This window comes from Symmachiella macrocystis (assembly GCF_007860075.1).
Taxonomy (GTDB): Bacteria; Planctomycetota; Planctomycetia; order Planctomycetales; family Planctomycetaceae; genus Symmachiella; species Symmachiella macrocystis.
In genome coordinates, this window is the sequence record NZ_SJPP01000003.1 from 666,071 (window position 1) to 687,085 (window position 21,015).

15 protein-coding genes are annotated in these 21,015 nt (G+C 55.5%); 12 read left to right on the forward strand and 3 right to left on the reverse strand.

Annotated features, from left to right (window positions below):
* Positions 1 to 2 precede the first annotated feature (2 nt).
* The 9 genes from CA54_RS26065 (at position 3) to CA54_RS26105 (ending at position 14,102) form a co-directional block, all read left to right on the forward strand.
* Complete coding sequence (locus CA54_RS26065; protein WP_197532846.1) at positions 3 to 467, forward strand: prepilin-type N-terminal cleavage/methylation domain-containing protein; 465 nt, start codon at positions 3 to 5, stop codon at positions 465 to 467.
* Positions 464 to 1,369 (forward strand): type II secretion system protein GspJ, encoded by a 906-nt coding sequence (locus tag CA54_RS26070; RefSeq protein WP_146374204.1) that lies wholly within the window; start codon positions 464 to 466, stop codon positions 1,367 to 1,369. Before CA54_RS26065 ends, CA54_RS26070 begins: the two co-directional genes overlap by 4 nt.
* On the forward strand, positions 1,359 to 3,158 hold the full coding sequence (locus CA54_RS26075) for a type II secretion system minor pseudopilin (RefSeq protein ID WP_197532847.1): 1,800 nt from the start codon (positions 1,359 to 1,361) through the stop codon (positions 3,156 to 3,158). Before CA54_RS26070 ends, CA54_RS26075 begins: the two co-directional genes overlap by 11 nt.
* A gap of 230 nt (positions 3,159 to 3,388) precedes the next feature.
* Positions 3,389 to 4,978: a type IV pilus biogenesis protein PilM gene (gene pilM / locus CA54_RS26080; RefSeq protein ID WP_146373920.1), complete on the forward strand. Its 1,590-nt coding sequence runs from the start codon at positions 3,389 to 3,391 to the stop codon at positions 4,976 to 4,978.
* Positions 4,975 to 5,979 carry a hypothetical protein gene (locus CA54_RS26085; protein WP_146373921.1) on the forward strand — a complete coding sequence of 335 codons (1,005 nt, stop codon included), beginning with the start codon at positions 4,975 to 4,977 and terminating at the stop codon, positions 5,977 to 5,979. The genes pilM and CA54_RS26085 overlap by 4 nt, the downstream gene beginning before the upstream one ends.
* Before the next feature lie 343 nt (positions 5,980 to 6,322).
* The gene (locus tag CA54_RS26090) at positions 6,323 to 10,117 is read left to right on the forward strand and encodes a secretin N-terminal domain-containing protein (protein ID WP_146373922.1); all 3,795 of its coding nucleotides are present in this window, start codon (positions 6,323 to 6,325) and stop codon (positions 10,115 to 10,117) included.
* 75 nt (positions 10,118 to 10,192) lie between these two features.
* Entirely contained in the window at positions 10,193 to 11,461 is a 1,269-nt protein-coding gene (locus tag CA54_RS26095; protein ID WP_146373923.1) for a hypothetical protein, read from the forward strand.
* A 130-nt stretch (positions 11,462 to 11,591) separates the two neighbouring features.
* On the forward strand, positions 11,592 to 12,323 hold the full coding sequence (locus tag CA54_RS26100) for a BON domain-containing protein (protein WP_146373924.1): 732 nt from the start codon (positions 11,592 to 11,594) through the stop codon (positions 12,321 to 12,323).
* 105 nt (positions 12,324 to 12,428) lie between these two features.
* Complete coding sequence (locus tag CA54_RS26105) at positions 12,429 to 14,102, forward strand: hypothetical protein (protein WP_146373925.1); 1,674 nt, start codon at positions 12,429 to 12,431, stop codon at positions 14,100 to 14,102.
* Positions 14,103 to 14,245: 143 nt separating this feature from the next.
* Here CA54_RS26105 and CA54_RS26110 read toward each other — a convergent pair whose 3' ends face one another.
* Positions 14,246 to 15,058 carry a hypothetical protein gene (locus CA54_RS26110; RefSeq protein WP_146373926.1) on the reverse strand — a complete coding sequence of 271 codons (813 nt, stop codon included), beginning with the start codon at positions 15,056 to 15,058 and terminating at the stop codon, positions 14,246 to 14,248.
* 122 nt (positions 15,059 to 15,180) lie between these two features.
* Positions 15,181 to 16,491, reverse strand: coding sequence for a Gfo/Idh/MocA family oxidoreductase (locus tag CA54_RS26115; protein ID WP_146373927.1), 1,311 nt, complete (start codon positions 16,489 to 16,491; stop codon positions 15,181 to 15,183).
* A 297-nt stretch (positions 16,492 to 16,788) separates the two neighbouring features.
* Between CA54_RS26115 and CA54_RS26120 the strand changes: the two genes are divergently transcribed.
* Positions 16,789 to 17,274, forward strand: a complete 486-nt coding sequence (locus tag CA54_RS26120) for a DinB family protein (RefSeq protein WP_146373928.1) — start codon at positions 16,789 to 16,791, stop codon at positions 17,272 to 17,274.
* Between the two features lie 36 nt (positions 17,275 to 17,310).
* Here the strand turns inward: CA54_RS26120 and CA54_RS26125 are convergent, their stop codons facing one another.
* The gene (locus CA54_RS26125; protein ID WP_146373929.1) at positions 17,311 to 18,489 is read right to left on the reverse strand and encodes a sialidase family protein; all 1,179 of its coding nucleotides are present in this window, start codon (positions 18,487 to 18,489) and stop codon (positions 17,311 to 17,313) included.
* A 225-nt stretch (positions 18,490 to 18,714) separates the two neighbouring features.
* On the opposite strand from CA54_RS26125, the gene proC reads away from it, so the two are divergent.
* Positions 18,715 to 19,530, forward strand: a complete 816-nt coding sequence (proC, locus tag CA54_RS26130) for a pyrroline-5-carboxylate reductase (protein WP_146374205.1) — start codon at positions 18,715 to 18,717, stop codon at positions 19,528 to 19,530.
* Positions 19,531 to 19,551: 21 nt separating this feature from the next.
* Complete coding sequence (locus tag CA54_RS26135) at positions 19,552 to 20,400, forward strand: 3-hydroxyacyl-CoA dehydrogenase family protein (protein WP_146373930.1); 849 nt, start codon at positions 19,552 to 19,554, stop codon at positions 20,398 to 20,400.
* Positions 20,401 to 21,015 lie beyond the last annotated feature (615 nt).

A 21,015-nucleotide genomic window follows, 5' to 3' on the forward strand; every position in this document is an offset into this window, starting at 1 on the left:
TCGTGCGATCCGCTTCCTCACAATTGTTGACGTCCATAGGCAACCGCGCACCACGCAGCGGCTTGACGTTGTTCGAGGTGTTGTTGTCGTTGGCGATTCTGGCTGCGGCCATGGCGGCGATCGCACAACTGGTTTCCAGCGGTGTCCAAGGTTCGGTACGCGCACGACTGCAATCCGAGGCAATTATTCGTTGCCAAAGCCAATTGGCGGAACTGATCGCCGTTGGGGATCCGCTGACAGCGGTAGCCGATCAGCCATTTGCCGATGATCCCGCCTGGACGTGGAGCATCAGCGCCGCGGAAACCGATCAACCCGGTTTGGTGCAACTCTTAATGACCGTCACCCACGACCCTGGGAATGGTTTCGGCGACGTTTCGTTTTCAATCCCGCGGTTCTATCGCGACCCGATTGCTGCAGCCAGCCTATCCGTCACAGAGCCTGAGGACGTTACGGGAGAGACGCTATGATCCGTTCTCCCCATACCAATAACTCGCCTGCGCGTTCGGCTTTCACTTTGTTTGAAGTGTTGGTCGCGCTGGCGTTGAGCACACTGTTGATCGCAGCGGCCTATGCGGCGCTCGAATTGTATTGGCGGCTCCGCACTGCTAGCGAAGACGAAGTGGAACAGGCACAAGTCGCACGGGCCGTGATGCAGCGGATCGAAGCGGATTTGTTAGCGACGACCTACCAAGCAACCGCAGCCGGGGACACCACCACACAGGCGGATTTGCCCTCCGACGATGAGGACGCGCCGCTGGTTGAGGTCATCGATCCGGCGGATGCCAACGACGGCGGCAATAGCGGACTGATCGGGGACGCGACGAGTGTCGTGTTAAGCGTGAGTTTGCCGCGATCACATGCCACGTATGCGGCGGTCTCGGACGGCCCCATCGGCTTGCCGACCAGCGACCTAAAATCGGTGACTTATCTGTTAGCCGGCCCGGGCATGAGCGCACTGGCCCAAGCGGTAGCGGACCGTTTCCCGGATTCCGATTCAGGCGGTTCAACCGTCGTCGGACTATCGCGCATCGAGGGGGATCGGCTGATGCTGGCGCAAGCCGATGCCGTTGCTGATGTCGAGACGATTGCCTCAGAAGCACAGTTGCTCGCACGAGAAATCAAATCGCTACAATTCCAATACACCGATGGCTTGGAGTGGTATGACAGCTGGGACAGCACGATTTACGGCTCGCTGCCCCGCGCAGTGCGGATCACGGTTAGTTTTGAAGAACTGGATACTGCAGCCATTTCGGGAGGAAACCAACCGGCGAAGTTGTACCAACTGGTCGTCGTCCTACCGCCATCCGACCCAATTTCCGGCGGTGCAGCGAGCGATTACGAACCGGAGGAGGAAGACGATGCGGAGTAATCACCTGAATCTCACGCGCTCTGCGCAGTCCACACCACACGGCAACCAACCAGCGGGCAGTGTGTTGTTGATCGTGTTGGTGGTGATCGTATTTTTGTCGCTCGGCGCGTATACGTTTTCGGAGATGATGTTAATCGAAGCGCAATCGGCAAATTTGTACGGTCGCCGGGTCCAAGCACGCGCCTTCGCCGATTCGGGTTTGGATTATGTCACATCGCTCTTAGACAACGACCTGCCGGTCGGCACCTTGAATACTTATAACGACGCGAGTCTATACCGCGATGTCGTCGTGCAACCCAGCGATACTCCTCGAACACAAGGACGGTTCTCGATCATTGCTGCTTCGGAAGCGGATCTCTCACGCAAATCGATTCGGTTTGGATTGATGGATGAGTCGGGAAAACTCAATATCAATGCGTTGTCGCAACATAGCACGAGTACCGCTCGCACGATGCTGATGGGGATCCCGGGCATGACCGACGAAATCGCTGATTCCATTTTGGACTGGACCGACCAGAACGATACACCGGGCGACTACGGTGCGGAAGAGGATTACTATCTGGCATTGCCGACCCCGTATGCAATAAAAAATGGTCCGTTGGAATCGCTCGATGAATTGTTGTTGGTGAAAGGCATGACGCCACAATTATTATATGGAGAAGATGCTGACCGGGACGGCATGCTGGATTCGGGCGAAGATGATGGTGACCTCTCGCATCCGCCGGATGATGCCAACGGCGAATTGGACTTGGGGTTTTCAGCGTACTTAACAGTCGATAGCCGTGAAGCGAATCTCCGCTCCGATGGCACACCGCGGATCAATATCGCCTCCGACAAGTTGGACGAGCTTTACGACCAATTGCTGGAAGAATTTGATGAGGAGACGGCAAAATTCGTCGTCGCCTATCGGTTGTTTGGCCCTGCGGTTGATCCCTCCTCACAGCGAGGTGGAGGATCCAGTGGGGGACGGACTGCATCGAATTCGAAGAGCATGAGCCCCGGCGTGGGAACCGGTTCCTCCGACGGAGCAGATACGGCACAGTCATTACAGCAAGACGATGTCGTGGGCACCGGACAGACTGGCGGACAAACCGCCGAACAAGGGGCGTCGACCGGGCAGTCCGGCGGATCGTCCTCGAAAAACGGCGCCGTTGCAGCCGGCAAAGCGATTTTTGGCGGACAGGGACAAGTGACCCGAGGCGGGATGGAACTCAGCGGCGGAGCAAAGTTTCCCGTGCGGTCGATCTTTGATCTGGTCGGAGTTTCGGTCAACGCACAAATTGATAAGACGCAAAAGACACTCGAAAGCCCCTGGGCGGATGATCCCGGCGAGATGCGGGACTATATCTCCGCGTTGGACGACACGGTGACAACCTTGTCCGAAGAGAATCTCGCTGGACGTATTAACATTAACGAAGCGTCGATTGAGGTGATGCGCGGCTTGCCGGAATTCACCGAGGAATTGGCCTATGACATCATCTCACGACGGAAGACCAGTTTGGACGGGCAGTCACTTTCGGCTTTGGCACAGGGCCGGGATTCGGTCGGCTGGCTGTATACCGAGAATGTCGTGGACCTGGAAACGCTGCGAAAAATCGCGCCGCTGCTGACCGGCGGCGGGGACGTTTATATGACGCAGATTATGGGCTATTTCGATGCCGGTCCTCCGCTGATTAGAATTGAGGCGGTGATCGATGCGTCCCAAAAACCGGCCAAAGTGATCAAAGTTCGCGAACTGACTCCACTGGGAATCGGTTATCCACGGGACCTGTTTGCGACGTCGGAATAGACGAATGTTAATGTTATAACGATCGCACGGCCGGTGGAGGCGGTCTTGCGGTTGGCGGAACGTTTCAGTTGTTGGACCATTGAAGTCATCGCCCTGTCGCAATGGCAGCTGTCGTCAGATTTTTTTGGGAAAGTGGTTGCCCGCGGCCGGCCGGGCGACGATGATGGAATGAGTCGCGGAGTGGTTTTATTCTGCCGACGATGCGCTCAGATTGAAAAGTCAGGGGAGCTATGCCCGATTTATTGGCGTTGGAATTTGAATCGAAGAAAATCCTGGGGATCGATGCGCAAGTCTCACCGACAGGCGTGCGAATCCGCAAATGCTTCGAACTAGAAATTCCTGAGTCGCTGGATCTCGCCACCAATACCACGGAGGCGGGGGAATGGCTCAAACAACAACTCAAAGACTTAAACGTGCAAGCCACTCAAGCGGTGGCTACGCTTCCACGTGAGATTGCCGTCGCGCGGCATATCACCATGCCGGATGTGCCGGATGAGGAATTGCCTGAGTTGGTGAAATACCAAGCGGGCCTGAAGTCGGCCTTGCCCTTGGATCAATTGGCGCTCGACTTTTTACCATTGCCCAAAGCGGAAGGCGCAGACGCTCGCGACGTATTGATTACCACCGTGCCAAAACAAGCGCTGCAGGAAATCAATGCCATCACCGAAGCGGCGGGTTTGCAGGTCACCAAAGCAGGACTCAGTCCGGTTTCGGCGGCCGAGGTGGCCTTGCGATCAGCCAATCACTCGACAGATACGGCAGCGGGATCGCTGGTGGTCACCCGGCACGGGCCGCGTGTGGAGATTTCTATCCTGAAAGGGGCGAACGTCGTCTTCTCGCATTTCACGCAAATTGCGAGTCCCACTACAGCAGATGCCAACCCGGCCATCATTGCGGCAATCGCCCGCTCGATGATGGGACTGACCGGTCCGATCACCAGCCAGGAAGTCGCACATGCGTGGTTGCTCGGCTCGCAAGAGGAATTCGGAGCTTTAGCGCCCGCCCTGGAAAAACGGCTCAATCCCAGCGTGCAGATTCTCGATCCGTTTGAGGCAACGGGAGTCATTGTCCGTACCGAACTGCCCCAAAACCGGTCGGCGTACTCGGCTTTGGTCGGTAGCTTGCTGGCTCAATCGCAACCGCTGGCAGCCACAGTCGACTATCTCGCACCGCGTCGTCCCCCGGTCAAACCCAACCATGCCCGACGCCGCGCGATTATTGGAACCGTGGTTGCAGCCTGTCTCGCTTTGGCGGTGGGCGGCACCATGTATTTTAAGATCAACAAGTTGAACAAAACGATCACCGCGATGCGAGCTGACAAACAACGGCTCGACGAACTTGCGGAACGCGGGGAACCGATTTTAGAAAAGGTGCAACTCCTGGATGAATGGACGGCCGACCGCGAACTTTGGTTGGACGAGATGACCGCGCTCAACAGATATTTGCCTCCCGCGGATCGAGCATTTTTTAATCAGATTCAATTCAACTTAGGGACCGGTAACAATCCTCCCAAGATTTCACTCGACGGATTCTCCCGCCAGCGCAGCGATGCTATTGAATTGGGTGAGCGGATTATTCGACATCAAGATCAGCGTTACGGATTGTTTCAAGATGGACAAAAGCCGGACGACAAAGATCCGTATCATCCGTGGAAGTTCGACATGGAACTGCTGTTGAATGATGATGCACCGGTGGTGAAATTGACGACCGCCAAACCGAAAGCCGATTCCAAGACTGAAGCGGTTACTCCCAAAACTCCCGCCGACGACCAACCAAGCGGTCCTGCTGCTGATGGAAAAACGGAGGAAACCGCATCATGAATCGCCGCGAGAAAATTTTAGCGATTGTCTTGCTTTCCGCCGTCGGCTTGTGGGGCGCCCGCTCCCTGATTTCCGATGTGCTCTTGGCTCCGATTAACAACCGGAAAGCTGAAATCACCGCCCTGCAATCGCAGATTGACAAACAAAACGACCAGGTGAACACCATCCTGGCAGCCACACGCAAATTGGCCAACCTGAAGCAACAAAGTTTGCCGCCCGACCATTACGAAGCGGCCGCGCTGTATAAGAACTGGTTGCTGGAGCAGGCGGAACAGGCACAGTTCAAAAACATCCACGTCGCGCGGACGCGTATTGTCCCCACTAAGGAGACGTACGCCATCATCGGCATGACGGTCACTGCTCAAGGCACCTTGAAGCAAGTCGCCGATTATTTGTTCGCGATCCAGCGAGCGGACTTATTGCAAAAGGTCCGCAAGGTCGACTTGCAATCTGACAAACACGAAGGAGAGCCGGCGCTTGAAGTGATGATCGTGATTGATGCCTTGGCCATCAATGACGCAACACCCCGCGAGACATTGTTTGAAGAAGGGCGTGCTGAGGCGGTTTCGGAACTGATGGATGGCAAAACGCGTGAACAGTATGCGTCGATCACGGATCGCAATCCGTTTGTCCGCGGCTATAACGGACCTCCGCCTCCCAAAGTGGCCGAAAAGCCGCCGGAAAAAGATCCAGAGCCGGTGAAGCCGGGTATCGATGCGGCGGAGCATGTCTATCTCGTCGGCACGGTGGCCAAAGGGGACCAATGGGACGCCCTGTTGTATGATCGCACGACCAACAGTCGTACATCATTGCTCGAAGGGAAAGGTTTTGAGGTAGCGGGGATCAAAGGGACTGTCCTAAAAATTGGCTCCGATTTTTTGACCATGCAAATCGACGACGCTGTTTGGCGATTGGAATTGGGACAGAACCTTCGGCAAATCGAAAAGGTCGAAGCCGCAGAAGCGAAACCAGAAACTCCGACGACCGCGTCCGTCGAGTAAATCCGCGTTGCCCGATCCCAAACTGCGATTCTTCGCATCTTGAAACCGGGCTGCTGCGCGTCTTGAAATCCAGTTTTTGCTCAACTGCTGATCCCGGCTTAGCAACAGGTCGCCGCGCACGCCTTTACGCGGCTGCAATTGTGCGAATTTGCCTCTCTCAAATTCGTCTCATTTCGGGAATTCGTGCTGGGGAACTATTGTTTCCTCACAAGCTTGGCAAACTTTGACGATAATAACGTTAATCCTGATTGTGAGGATTGTACGTCCGTCCGAAGCGCCATTGCTCAATCGGCATGTTTTCGATTTAGCGCAGCGGATATCACCATCAACCGGAGTCGTTTCCTTGATCTTCTCAAAACTCAAACTGCCGCTCGTTTGTGTGATCACCCTGGCAACAGCGTCATCGCTGCTGCCTTCCGGGGCTGTTTTTGCCGCGGAAAAAGAGAGGAAAAGTCCGCGGACGCGTGAGAGTGCGCTCGATGTTGCGCGCTCGTTCCAGAATGAAACGGTCACCGAATCCGAAGCTACGGTCCGCCTGTTCTACCTCAATGAGAAGTGGGAAAAGGTCCTCAGGGACGTGGCGAAATCGATGGATAAAACGTTGGTCGCCGATCAGGTGCCCCGTGGTTTTTATTCACGTCGCGATGGCAGTATGCACTCGCCCGAAACGGCGCTGAACATCCTCAATCGCGCGCTGACCAAAAAACATTTTCGCTTGGTGATCAAAGGTGAGTTTTTGGTGCTGCTGGACAAAAACTCCATCCGTAAAAAATACCGCCCCGCCACCGTGCCGGAGTATGATCCCGACACGGCCCAAGAAGCAGTCCCCCAACAAAAACCGGCACCCATCCTCCGAATCAATCATGAAGAACCAGTCGCACAGCCGCTGTTCGACGATCTACATCCTGAAGCGGCAGCCGAGCGAACCAACGACGAACCGCAGATTGAATCTGTCGCTATCCAACCGGGACGACGCCCAGCGGTGGGAATTGCCCGTGCGATATTCAAAGCTTTCAAACCGGCGGCGCGATTAGTGGACGCCGGTCCCGCGGGCTTACCCGGATTTGTAGTCACACACCGCGTGACGCAGGCGTCACGCACCGGCAAACCACTCAAAGCGACCGACCTACGACTTGCTGTGGGGATTGATTCCACGCAGAACGAACTGGTCGTAGAGGGTCCGTCGGACCAAGTAGAATCGATGTTGGATCTGGTCGATCAATTGGACGAACTCCGCCTGCGTCGGAATGAAACCGTCCGACTCGTGGCCGGCACCAGTGATATGGGGCAAGTCAAACGCTCGTTGCAGCCGGCACTGAAACGCTTGATTGCTCAAGTCGATCAAAATCCCGCCGATGATGCGAACAACAATCAACCGCCGCAAGACCCGCAAGAAGGCGGTGCCGCCGGGGAAGGTCAACCGGGCCTCTCCGACTTGGTAGGTGGCTTAAAAGGGGACGTCGCCGTGGAATCGGTTCCCGGGATGGGCATCCTGATCCTGCGTGGGAACAAGGCCGACACCGAAGCGGTCATGCGAATCATTGAAGAGATTCAGCGATTGGGCCAAGGCGCTGCTCCGGACATTCAAGTGCTCACCTTGCGGCATGTTCGTTCCAAGGCACTTGCCGATCTGTTGACACAATTGTACAAAGAACTACTCAGCGGCCGCGCAGAGACAGCACAAAAACTACAGCCAGCCATCATTCTGCCGGTGGTGACACCCAACTCGATTGTCATCCTGGCTCCAGCTGCCGACATGCAATCCATTCTTAAATTAGCCAACGAACTCGATCAACCGGTCGCACCGGGATCGCAGTTTCAAGTCTTCCGGTTGAAAAGCGCCGTGGCCTCGCAAGTGGTCGAGATCGTCAACGAATTCTACGCCGAACGCGGTGGACTTGGCCCGGAAATTAAAATCACAGCTGACCCGCGAACCAATGCGGTCTTCTTGTTCGCCGGGCCGCGCGATATGCAGGAAATTGGTTCGCTCATCGTTGAGATCGATAAGGAAGACTCCGATTCCATCAACCAAATGCGTTTGTTCCGCTTGGAGAACGCCGTTGCCGACGAATTAGCCGAAACGCTAAACACGGCCATTCAAAGCGCGCTCAGCCCGCAAACGACGGCTGGTGGAGGCCAAGGTGGTCAGATTGGCGGCCAAGCTGGCGGCGGAGAAGGGACGCAAGAGATTCGCGGCATCCGCTCGACAATTTTGCAGTTTCTCAAAGTGGAAGAAGGACACGAGGAACTCATTCGTTCGGGCATACTCAGCGACATCCGTATTACCGCCGATCCGCGGACGAACAACCTGATGGTCGTGGCTCCTGAAGCCAGCATGCCGCTGTTGGCGGCGTTGATCAAACGGCTCGATCAACCCTCGCCATCGGTTGCGGATATTAAAATGTTCAAAATGATTAATGCCGACTCGACGGCCGTGGTTCAGATTCTGGACACACTGTTCCAATCGCAGGATCAGGGCCAGGATCAACAAATTGGCATTCAACTGGCCGGAGCGGAAGGAGCGGACAGTAATTTGATTCCGCTGCAATTCACCGCCGATGCCCGTACCAATACGATCATCGCGCGCGGCGGCAGCGAGGCGTTGCGTGTGGCGGAAGCTGTGATTTTGCGGTTGGACGCCGACAAGATCCGCGAGCGGGAGACGAGTGTCTATCGCTTGAAAAACAAACGAGCCGAAGACGTGGCGAACGCCATCAACGAATTCCTGGCCGAACGGCAAGTGGTCGAAGAGGAACGGACAGAGCTGGGAAGTTTGTTTGCTCAAATCGAACGCGAAGTGATCGTCGTTCCGGAACCGATCAGCAATACATTAATCATCAGTGCCACGCCACGGTATTTCGAAGACATTAGCAGTCTAGTAGTGCAGTTGGACTCGCAACCGGAGGAAGTCATCATCCAAGCGTTGTTGGTCGAAGTCCAACTCGAAAACACAGATGAATTCGGGGTAGAACTCGGCTTGCAAGACTCACTGCTGTTTGATCGCAGCATCATTTCTCCGGAAGACATTACGACGATTACGGAGTCCTTTAGCGCGCCGGGTACTGGTGTGGTGACCGAAACCCAACGGATCATTTCACAGGCGAGCACCCCCGGATTTCCGTTCAATAATGGCAATCAATTGGGAAACAACACGATCAACCCCTCAGGTGTGGGAACACAAGGATTGAGCAACTTTGCGGTGGGACGCACCAACTCGGAGTTGGGATTTGGCGGCCTGGTGTTGTCAGCCAGTTCCGAAAGTATCAGTGTTTTGATTCGTGCCTTGTCAGAAGTCCGCAATGTTGAGGTGCTCAGTCGGCCGCAAATCCGCACGCTGGATAACCTGACGGCGGAAATCCAAGTCGGCCAGGACGTGCCCATCATTCAAGGTATCAATCAAACCGCGTTGGGTGCTGCCTATCCGATCGTCCAACAGGACCGGGCGGGTATTATCCTGAGTGTCAAGCCCCGGATTACTCCCGAGGGCAATGTGGTCATGGAAGTCCTTGCCGTTAAGAGTGCGTACGATCTGACGCCCGGTTCAGGCGTGCCGATCTTCACAGATGCGACCAACGGCAACGTGGTTGAATCGCCGGTGAAGACGATCACCCAAGCCAGTGCTGTGGTCTCCGCCAAATCGGGACAAACGATTGTTCTGGGTGGCATGATTACTAAAGACACGTCACACATCGAACGCAAAGTGCCGTTTTTGGGAGACCTGCCGTTGTTGGGCAACGCCTTCCGGTATGAATTCGATCAGAACCGCCGGAGCGAATTGTTGATCTTTCTAACACCGCGGATCATTCACGACGATTCGACCTCGGAATGGATCAAGCAGGTCGAGGCGGAACGGATTCACTTCTTCACCGAGGAAGCGGAGGCGATTCACGGTCCGCTCTACGCACTGCCTGAAGAAAGTGCGATCTGCGAACCGGAACTTGGCCCGACCCCGGACAATCAATTGCCGCCGGCCGTACTGCCTCCGCCCGCAGCTATTGATGAAGAAGGCATTCCGACGACACGTATGCCGAGCCGATCTGAAACGATGAAATATGAGGATGCCTACAGCGAGGCGCCGCAGATGTTGCAGGTGGACCAGGAGTTCTCAGAGGACGAAACGCTAGAATTCGCGAATTAACTGGCTGAAAACCGCTGGACCGGACGGGCCGATTGCCCAATTTCATTTTTCCATTCCACCGTTCAGGTGATCGAAATGACGCACTTCAAGCCGCTCTTTACCGCGATCGCTGTCTTGTTACTTTCAACGACTGGATGTGCCAGCCTCGGGTCCTTCTGGGAAAAACCGCCCGCGTATCCCTTGGCGACCAAAGAACGTCCGGCGACGCAAATCATCGCCATGTGGCGACCGTCGACCGGTACACACGACGGACGCCCCACGCGGGGATTTGCCGGGAACATCATGTTCTTTACCTCCAAGGATACCATGCCGGCGCTGGTCAACGGCACCGTCCGGGTTTACGTGTTTGATGATCAAGGAACGGCCGAAGAACAAGCCAAACCGATTCGCCAATATGACTTCCCCGCGCAAGTGTGGAATACATATGCCGAACTCAGCAAGATTGGGCCGGCCTATAATCTATTCATTCCTTATCCACGACCGGGCAATCATGAAGCAACCTGTACGCTCTCCATGCGGTTGATTCCCGACGACGGCGGACCAGCCTTATTCTCTGAAGAAGCGCATATCACGCTCGACGGGAATAGGAATCCCGACAAACTGATTTCCCGCACCTCAGGTCGTGACAAGAATAAACGTGCAGACAAAGAAGCTCCTATCGTGGAACAATCGTTCACCGTGACGAGCAAAACAATCGTTCCAAAACGCATCGAACAGGCCTCGGCCGAGTCGGTTCCTCCGGGGAACAACATCCAGTTTTCACTGGCACAACAAGATGCGGACAGTCACCGGGATGATGCGATCCAACGGGTGGATTTCGAATCGATCGCAGCAAGCAGCCAGGTCAGCCAGGAACGCGACGAGCGAGCACATTTTGTCCGCTCACGTGTCGCCGCACAACGGGCCAAACGTCGCAGTCAGGCCAAAAAGAAAACACCGGCATCACGAAATCGTCATCCTTTGTCCCAGGCAATGGACCCTGTCGATTTGCAATACGACGGCGCCGATGAATTCCTAAACAACGACGACTTCGCCGCCGTTGACGAAGAATATGAGAGTGATGAATTCGACGAGTTATTGCGAAATCGATCGCGCACCAGTCGTTCAAAGAAAAAGCAAAACCGGCATCCGTTGGACAACGACGTCATCGCGGTTGATATGTCGGGACTGCACCAGGTTTCCGCACCGCGTCATCACCGATCCGACCGCCGACAACGGCGAACGACTTCTCAGCAGCGACATCCACTGGCTGAATGGGACGATGAATTCGAATCGAGCCGTGGCGAGGACTTCTCGGGATTCGACGATGACGAAGCGGATGAGGTTTTTCCGTTGACTCAATAAGAATTGCCGTCTCGCAATCATTTTCGCATTGCCGAGCCACCAGGACGACGATATCATAGAATACGGATAGCCATGCTGATCCAGACAGGACTCGGCAGGACGATCACCAAGTGCTCCAGGGGAATTTCAGATGATGTCCATCTTGCGAAGCGGTGGCGGATTACTTTGCGCAGCGGTCCTCTTTTTGGCGGGCAACTGTGAAGTTCTGGCACAGGCGCAATCGCTATATAACAAACAAGGTCCGGTTCGCGGTCAAACGAATACCTTGCTGCCGCAAACCTCATCCGGTGCCACGGGAGGAGCCGGAAGCGGTTCGACGGCCTATGGTGCCCAGACGGCTGCGGCCTACAGTGGGACCTCGGTCTTGCAGCGGGGAAACTTTGCCGGATTGGAAGATTCCCAATCGTTTGTCGGCGTCGACCCCAATGCTTCGCAAGCCAATGGCAACGCTCGCAACCGAAATACCACCCGCAACCGGAACACCAATCGCGGTAATGCCAACCGTGGCAATGCCAATCGCGGGCTCGGCGGAAATCAGAACTACCAGCGCGGCAACCAAGGTTCAAATAATCGCCGCCGTGCAATCCGTCCTCAACAGCGGGTCAACTTTGCTTTTCCCGAGCGCCCTAAAACCGAAGTGGTCACCGCCTTGCGAAGCCAATTCGCGGCGCATGCTGAACGCTATCCGACTTTGGCCAACATTACCGTGCTGGAGGAAGATGGGCGTATCGAACTGTTCGGCGAAGTCGATTCACCGGAAAAGAGCCGCTTGGCAGCAATGATCGTGCGTATGGAACCGGGTGTGAAACAGGTCGTCAATCATTTGACCGTACAGTCGCCGCCAGGCCCCATGTTAGAGTAGACTGTTCGTGGGCCGGTGCTATTCGTTGTTCCGTGAGTGGACGACGGGACCGCCGCGTCGCGACGAATGGGAAATTGCCGATTGATTCGCCTGGGGAGCGCACGAATGCAACGTCGATTGTGGAAGTTGATCCCATTAACTATCGTCGCCCTGCTCTTCTCGGCATCACTGCACAATCTGCTCTCTGCGGAAGAAACGACCGAGACTGTTGCGCCGCCGCCCGAACAGCCCTTCGCCATTGTGGCTGTCGCCAGCATCGAACGGATGTTGCATGCGCTCGATTTTTCTTTTGAAGCAGCCGACCGCATGGCTGCCTCAGAGGCGATCGGCGGCTATATGGAAAAAGCCGGCGATCTCAAAGGCATGGATCATCTGCAAGGCTTAGGTGTGATGATCTTCCTCACGGGAATCACTCCCGATCCGGTGGGTTTTGTTCCTGTGGAGAACATCAACGATCTGCTCAAGACGGCCGAAATCGGCCCGTTCACCAGTAAGAAAATCGACGACGAAAATTACGAACTGAAACAAGATGGCGAATCCATCTTTTTAAAGAGGGTAGGTCGCTATGCATTCTTCAGCAATAAACAAACAGCGCTCGACCGCGAATTCCCCGACCCGGGACCAATGACCGCGTCTTTGGCCGCCGATTACGATGTGGCAGCGATGCTCAATTTGGCGAGTTTGCCGGATGACAAACGGGAAATCTTTGCCACGCTGCTCAAAGCAAGCGCTGATACCAACCTGCAGCGCCGCGACAACGAACCGGAATCGGCGCACCGGGTTCGCAAGGCGCTGGGCGAAAATAATGCGCGGTTGCTGGAACGGATCTTGCGCCAATCGCAGGACCTGACGGTGGGTTGGAGAATGTTGCCGCAACAGCGCAAAGCGGCTTTAGAAATCCGCGTCCGCGCCCGACCCGGCAGCGAGTTGGCAACGATTTATGAAGAACTGCAAACCGGCCGGTCGCAATTCACCAACTTCCTCAAAGGGGATGCCCCCCTGACCTTTGCCTCGACCTGGAAGTTGGACAAACCGGGGCAGGAAGCCTTTGGCGAGATCGTACAGGTGCTCGAAGATTCCATCCCGGCCACCGGTGAAGTCGACGCGGCCGATGATCCCGTGGCGCAGTTATTTCGCGCCGCCCGGGGCACGGTTGCAACTGGCCAATTGGACTTCGCGATGCGGTTTTTAGGTGAGCCGGGAGGCCCGTTTGTATTGGCCGGCGGACTGAAGGTCAAAGATGGCCGCGCGATGCGAGAAGGATTGTCCGAACTGTGCCTGTATTGGTTAGAGACCGGAGCGTTCTCCGACGTGGAAATTGATGCCGATGAGCACAACGGAATCCAGTTTCACCGGATGGACATTCGCGAGGGCGGCGGTGAAAGTGAACGTGTCTATGGAGGACCACCAAGCATGTATCTCGGCGTCGACGACACAACACTGTGGATGGCAATTGGGGGTGATACTGCGCTGCCGCGTTTATTTGAGCAAATTGACGCGTTGGCCGAACCGGTCGATCAACCCCTGCCAGCCGTGCCGTTGCAATTTGTGGTCAATATCGCCGATTGGACCAGTCTTCGAAACGAAGATGATGGCGGCGAAAATAACCGAGGCCGCCGGTTTTTCGAGCGGGTCAATGAAGCCTTCACGCAAGACAATGCCGCTTTGCGTATAGACATCAAGTCAATTCAAGATGGCGCGCGGCTGCGTTTGGAATTCGAAGAAGGCTTCATCCGCTTCTTCGGCATGTCCCTCGCTCGACGATTGATGCGAGACTGATGGCCCCCGTAGGGTGCGTCGCTACGAACCTTTCTCGCGTAGGACGACAGTCGTCTCTAATGCATCTCGCGCCCGCCTAGATATGGCGCAAATCGCAATAATGGCTGGCCTGTTTGAAGTCAGGCGGGAGACGACCCAACGATTTACGGCGACCGGTCTTCAAGTCTTTGCCAGGATTGAAATCCAAATAAGAATAATAACCCCAGGGAGCCAACCAACAAGACGCACGCGCCGACAAAAACAACGCCGTTTGGCCAAACCTTTTGAGGCGGCCAAGTCTCGAGGACAATCTCAGAAAAATACATCGCCGCAAGCAACATCAAAAACCAATTGACGCATTCAAATGCGCGGCCGCGCGGGAGGGACCAGCGGATAACGGCCACTAGGTAGCCGATGATTCCAGCAACAATAAATGCGGGAAAGATTGGCACGATCACATCGCGACTGATCTGCCAAACTCTCCGTGAAAGGTCAATCGCACCTAAGGGACCAGCAATCCAAGAGATTGCTGTAGCGGTGGCAAACACCAAAAACATGATGTGCCACAGGAGCCGTCCCCATTCAAACCAGAAGCGTGATCGCAAGATCCCGCGGAGTCCCAGGCGGCGCACATTAGTCACCGAGTCCCACCCGGCAACAATGATTGCGAGGTATGCAACCAGTCCCCACGTGGACCACGCAAAGATGTTGTAGGCAACCGCTGCCCAGGCCCCCAACCAATTTTGGAGAAGTGCGCTTCCTGCGAAAACGATGCCGCACAAGGCCAACAAAAACATCGTGGGCATAAATCCGGCGCCTTGAGACAATGCCCTTGCGGTCGACCAGATGAGATGTGCGGGAACCGGTCTGGCAATATGCAAGTAATACAGCGGTAGCTTGACCAACTCGATGAGGTCAGCCTTGAGACGGTAGCCTTCTGTCCCCTCGTCGCCGTTCGGTGGAGACGATCTCGGCATTTTGGTATCGCCTTCGAAGCAGACCCAAGAAAAGCCTGGGACATAGTCCCAGGCTTTGGTATTCGATCGTCTGGGCCAACTCGAAACCGGTGGAATGACCTACCGGTAAATTCGGGCTACACCTACGAAAACTGCGTTACGCCCGGCATGGCGATCGGGGCGACGTCCATGGAGACCCAGTCGTAGGTCGGCGGGGTGAGGTTTTCCTTGGAGTTCATCGCATCTTCCCAAGTGATGGTCTTGCCCGTATAGGCCGACATGCGGCCCATGATGGCCAACAGGGTGCTGCGGGTCATGTACTCGCCATTGTTGATCGGCGCGTTGTTGCGGATGCTGGAAAACAACTCTTCATGCTCCGTTTTGTACATGTTGTTGTTTTCGCCTTTGTACTTCCACAGCGGCTTGCCGGCGAGGTCGACCGTCTTGTGGCCAAACACGTTGCAAATGCCTTTGCTACCCATCACAAAGTCGGTGACGTTATTGTCGCAACCGTTTTGTTGACGACAGGAGGCAAAGCCTTTCACGCCGTTGGGGTACTCGTAGACGGTTGAAAAGTGATCGTAGACGTTGCCGTATTTGGGATCCGTCCGTGACAGGCGTCCGCCGATACCAGTTGCTTTGATTGGCGGCTCATCCCCCATAGCCCAGGCCATTTTGTCCAGACTGTGGATGTGTTGTTCGTTGATGTGGTCGCCCGACAACCACGTGAAGTACAACCAGTTGCGAAGTTGCCATTCCATGTCGCTCCAACCCGGTTGGCGATCATGATGCCACAATCCGCTCGTGTTGTAGGTGCACTGGATCGAAACCACATCGCCGATGCCGCCGGAGAGCACCTGATCGAGTGCGGCGCGTTTGCCGTAGTGATACCGCCAGCACAATCCGCTGACGACCGACAGATTCTTTTCTTTGGCCTGTTTGCAAGTTTCCATCACCGCACGAACACCCGGCGCATCGACAGCGACCGGCTTTTCGGCAAAGACATGCTTGCCCGCATCGATGGCCGCTTGCAGTTGTTGCGGGCGGAAGTGCGGCGGCGTGGTCAGCAACACCACATCGACGTCGGTCGCCAACAATTGCTTGTAGGCATCGAATCCGACGAACTTCATATCGTCGGCAACATCGACCTGTTCGGCAATTTTTTGTTTTTTCAACTCGGAAAGTTTGATTTCGATCTTATCAGCGAACGTATCGGCCATCGCCACCAACTTAGTGTTGGGGTCGGCGCTCAATGCGTCCTTAGCAGCTCCCGTGCCTCGGCCACCACAGCCGATCAAACCGACTTTCAAGATATTCGTTTCCCCGGCATAAGCGCCGGTGGGAAGCATCAGATTTGCGGCCAACGCGCCGGTCGTGACGGCGGCGGTCGAGGTTTTCAAAAAATTGCGGCGGGACGGCTGTGGGGAGCCGGTGCGGGAGGCGTGGTCACTCATTGAGTTTCTCTCCATTTGGATTTGCGGACGACCGGTTGCCGGGGCATCAGACCAGAGTCCGAAAGTGGCGGGCAAAAAACAGTGCTGATGGGGAATCAGCAAAGCTCATTGTATTTTACAGGAATTGTGCGGGGCTTTTCTACGGTAATCGTCCGATTTGCCTGCTATTGCTGCGACTTCTCCGAGACAGAGACTTGATCTGTCAGAGCGAGTCTCCAACAATACGCTGAGATTGCGTAGCAAACAGACCATTTCCCCGATATTCCCCTCAGTCTTTCAAAGATCGACTTTTAAAATATGAGCATTATTGACACGACGACGAAACTTTGGATTTTCAATCGCGAGCGAACGTTGGCCACTTTGGACACGATTGCTGAATTGGACGATCCGCAAGGGGCTTTGAGTTATCGTCCAGGCACGGGGCGGGCTCACATTGCGTGGCAACTGATGCATATTGGCGTCACCGAGCAAATTTTTGCCACGGAGCGGTTGAAAGGGACGCCGCCGAATTTCGCGGATTTGATTCCCCGCTTTCGCGGTGGAAGCACGCCCGATGATATCATCCCGACGCTGGATTCCATCCGCGAAGTTTTGTCCACCAGCCGAGAACAATTGCTTGAAACCGTCTCCGAAATCAGCGATGACGATCTGGGGACGATTCCCGAATCGTTTCAGGATCGAGGCTGGACGCTGGGGATGATCTTGCAAATTGTCTCATGGCACGAATGCCATCACCAAGGGCAAGCGCATCTGACTTTGAACCTCTACAAGGCGGAGCGATAACCTCGCTCGAACGAATTGCCGTCACAGACAGTTCGGTCAATCGGAGATGCTCCACCGCGCCTGTCGCAGCACCGCATTGGGCGAACCCTTCATCAGTTCGTACCACACGGTGAGCAGCGTTCCGTCGTCGAGTTCGACTGTGGAGGGATATCCCAAGTCGCCGCCGAGACCGTCTGCACTGATCGTCATCGGTTTCGACCACGTTTGACCGTTGTCGCTGCTGACGCGGGCTTGGTTGCCGTAGGGTTTGCGGCGATAACCATAGGTCATCAACAACCGGCCATCCTTCAATCGCAACAAATGCGAGGGCAGCCCCCATACGCCGATCGAATGGGGAACGGTCCAAGTTTTTCCGCCGTCACTCGATTCGCATTGCAGCGTCTCACGGTGATTGGTTTTGTTGTGGTTGCGAATTTGGACGATGATGGTTCCGTCGGCCGCTTCGACACCGTGCAGCTCGTGATAATTCTGCGGATCGTCGCCGGGGCGCGTGGGAATGTCGGAGAGGAATTTCCAAGACTTGCCGTCGTCGGTCGATTCGGCAACCGCCACACGGGCGTCCGGCTTGAGAACTTCTTTGCCCGGATACAACAACCTGCCGTCGGAGAGCAAAATCGGTCCGTGGGGGCTGTCGACCAGACAATTGGTGCGTGCCGAAAACGTCACGCCGTCGTCGTCAGAGCGGACCATCCATCGGCCGATATCCTTTTTGCGTTGCGCGTCGGAAATCCGATCATGGGCGGCTTGCCAACGGGCCAGCTTTTCAGCCGACATCGCACCGGGTCCTCCTGGCTTGGCGGCCAGCGCCCGCTTGAGAATCGGTTCATAGGCCAGCGAGGTGAATGTGGTGACCAGAATCGATCCGTCAGCGGTTTCCACAACGCCGGCGTCGCGATCATCGATCGGTCCGTCCAGGACCACGCGCGGCCAACTCCAGGTTTTGCCTCCATCATGCGAGCGCATCAATTCGACGCGTCCGAACGGGCAGACATGGTGTTCACGCCCCCCGGAATAGACCAACAACAATTCCCCGTCGGCTCGCCGCGCGAGCGTGGGCCAGCCATGATAATATTGCGGCGTCTTGCTGATCACCTCGTTGGACTTGACAACCGCTTTGGGAGCGGCGAATGCGGAATTGCTCAAGCCCCAAACCATGGCCCAGGCCAAAATGCCGACCGTTTGCAGCATGCGGCGTCGCGTGAACTCCCCTGTCATCGTCACGTTCCTTCAGCGAATGAGTTACTGTTCGTCAGTGGTGATCATCTCGTACTAACCACAGCCTATACGGACCATCACGGGATGAAAAGTCTGTCCCCCCTGATTGTTTACAAAACCGCTCCGGCAGCGATGGGATACCGCGCGTTGTCCGAAATTTGCGGGACGCGTATACTCAATGGAAATATAACGTTGGGCGACAATTTAGACCAAGGAATACAAAAAATGGGCGAGGCACAACCTCGAATTGGATTCATCGGCGCGGGGCGGATGGCGACTGCGTTGGCAGCTGGTTTAACGACGGCTAAAATCACTGCAGCCTCGGAAATCATCGCCAGCGACGTGCTAGCCGAGGGACGGCAGCGATTTTCCGATACGACCGGCGCAGCTGTCACCGAATCGAACGCCGATGTATTCGCCGCGGCGGAGATTGTTTTCGTGGCAGTCAAACCTCAGAGTTTGCCGAGTTTGCTCAACGAGATCCAGCCGTATATCAAACCGCAACATTTGTTGATTTCCATCGCCGCGGGCGTCGCGATGGAGACATTTCTTGAAGTGTTGGGAACTGATGCGCGGTTGGTGCGGGTGATGCCGAACACTCCCTGCCTGGTTGGCGCGTCGGCATCGGCCTTCTCACTGGGTGGGGCTGCTACGACCGAGGATGGCGCGTTGGTCCACCGGCTCTTGTCAGCGGTGGGCGTTGCAGTGGAGGTTCCAGAAAGCCTGCTAGATGCCGTGACCGGGCTTTCGGGAAGCGGTCCGGCGTACGGGTACTTGATGATTGAAGCCCTCAGCGACGGCGGAGTTCGCATGGGATTGCCCAGGGACATTGCGACAACGTTGGCGGCTCAGACGTTGTTGGGAGCGGCCAAAATGGTTCTGGAAACCGGCCAGCATCCCGGCGCGCTCAAGGATGCCGTTACCAGTCCAGGCGGGACCACAATCGCCGGATTGCATGCTTTGGAAAACGGCGGATTTCGCGGCACCGTTATCAATGCCGTCGAAGCGGCAACACGGCGGTCTCAGGAACTCGGGAAGTAATCTATCGGAGAGGGGAAACCCATGCAGGTTGAACATGTGGCCATTTTGGGCGCGGGGGCAATGGGCCGGGGCATTACCGAAGCGGCTGCCGTTCACGGCGTCCAAATCACTGTGATCGAACCGGTTCAGGAACAACGCACGTTAGCGGCCGCCCACATCAAAAAGTCAGTTGAAAAGGGGATCCGCCGCGGAAAAGTGTCGGCCAAGTCACCAGAGGAAGTCCTGAAGTGTATCCGATGGACCGATCAACTTGAGGCGGCTCATGAAGCGGATTTTGTCATCGAGGCCGCTGTGGAACGGGAAGAGATCAAAACCGAATTATTTCGGAAACTGGATGTCATCTGCGGCCCTGATACGATTTTAGCGTCCAATACGTCCAGCATTTCCATCACTCTTTTGGCCGCAGCGACAACGCGTCCCGAACAGGTCGTGGGGATGCATTTTTTCAATCCTGTGCCCGTGATGGCGCCGGTGGAAATCGTACGTGGACTGCAATCCAGTGCGGAGACGATCGCGACGACGAAGACACTGGCGGAAAAAATGGGCAAACAGGCCCTCGTGGTGGCCGACAGTCCGGGATTTGTGGTGAACCGGATCTTGATGCCGCTGATCAACGAAGCCATCTTCACGCTGCAGGAGGGAATCGCCGACGAACAGACAATTGATTCGCTAATGAAATTGGGTTGCAACCACCCCATGGGTCCGTTGGAATTGGCAGACTTAATCGGCTTAGATGTTTGTCTCGATATTTCAAAAGTTCTTTTCAAAGAACTGGGCGATCCTAAGTATCGGCCTTGTCCATTGCTAGCGAGGATGGTCGCTGCCGGGCATATCGGCCGTAAATCGGGGCGTGGGTTTTACCAGTACTAAACCCCCACCTGACGTTGCCGTCTAAACCATTATCGGCGAATAGGTGATGATGGCAATGAGCCTCGATCGGTGATTTTTTCGAAAAGAAAAAAAGGCATGCGTATTTTTTCGCACCCGTGCCAATCAAGTTCGTGTTCCCATTACGACTTACAACCCGATCACTCCTGTCGATTGCGCGGCTTTGTGTTGCGAACGTTTTTTGGAATTCTCAATTGTTAATTTCGGTAACTTGACTTTGCATCTGTATTCGATAAAACGGGATTCCTGAGAGGCGATCGTGTAACGGAGGCAGTTAAGTTCGGTGTCCTTATGGGACATGGTAGGACCCCCTCTCCTTTTGCCGTTTCTTTCTCGCGCGGCACACGCTGAACGTCACGACCGAGCACTGCATGCCGGTTGATGCACTGTTCCACACAGCATCACGCTGTGCGCTGATTGCGAAGGCTCGCTGTGCGCTAGACGCGAATTTGTGGGAACGGAGTCCCACTCACGCGGCATTCCCCACGACCCATCTGCCCATTGATGTCTTTGGGTGAAGCGAATTCTGAGCGGGGAATTTTCCGTCCTCTGCAGAATGGTGCGACGCTACCCTACGGGGACGCGGAAAGAATCGCC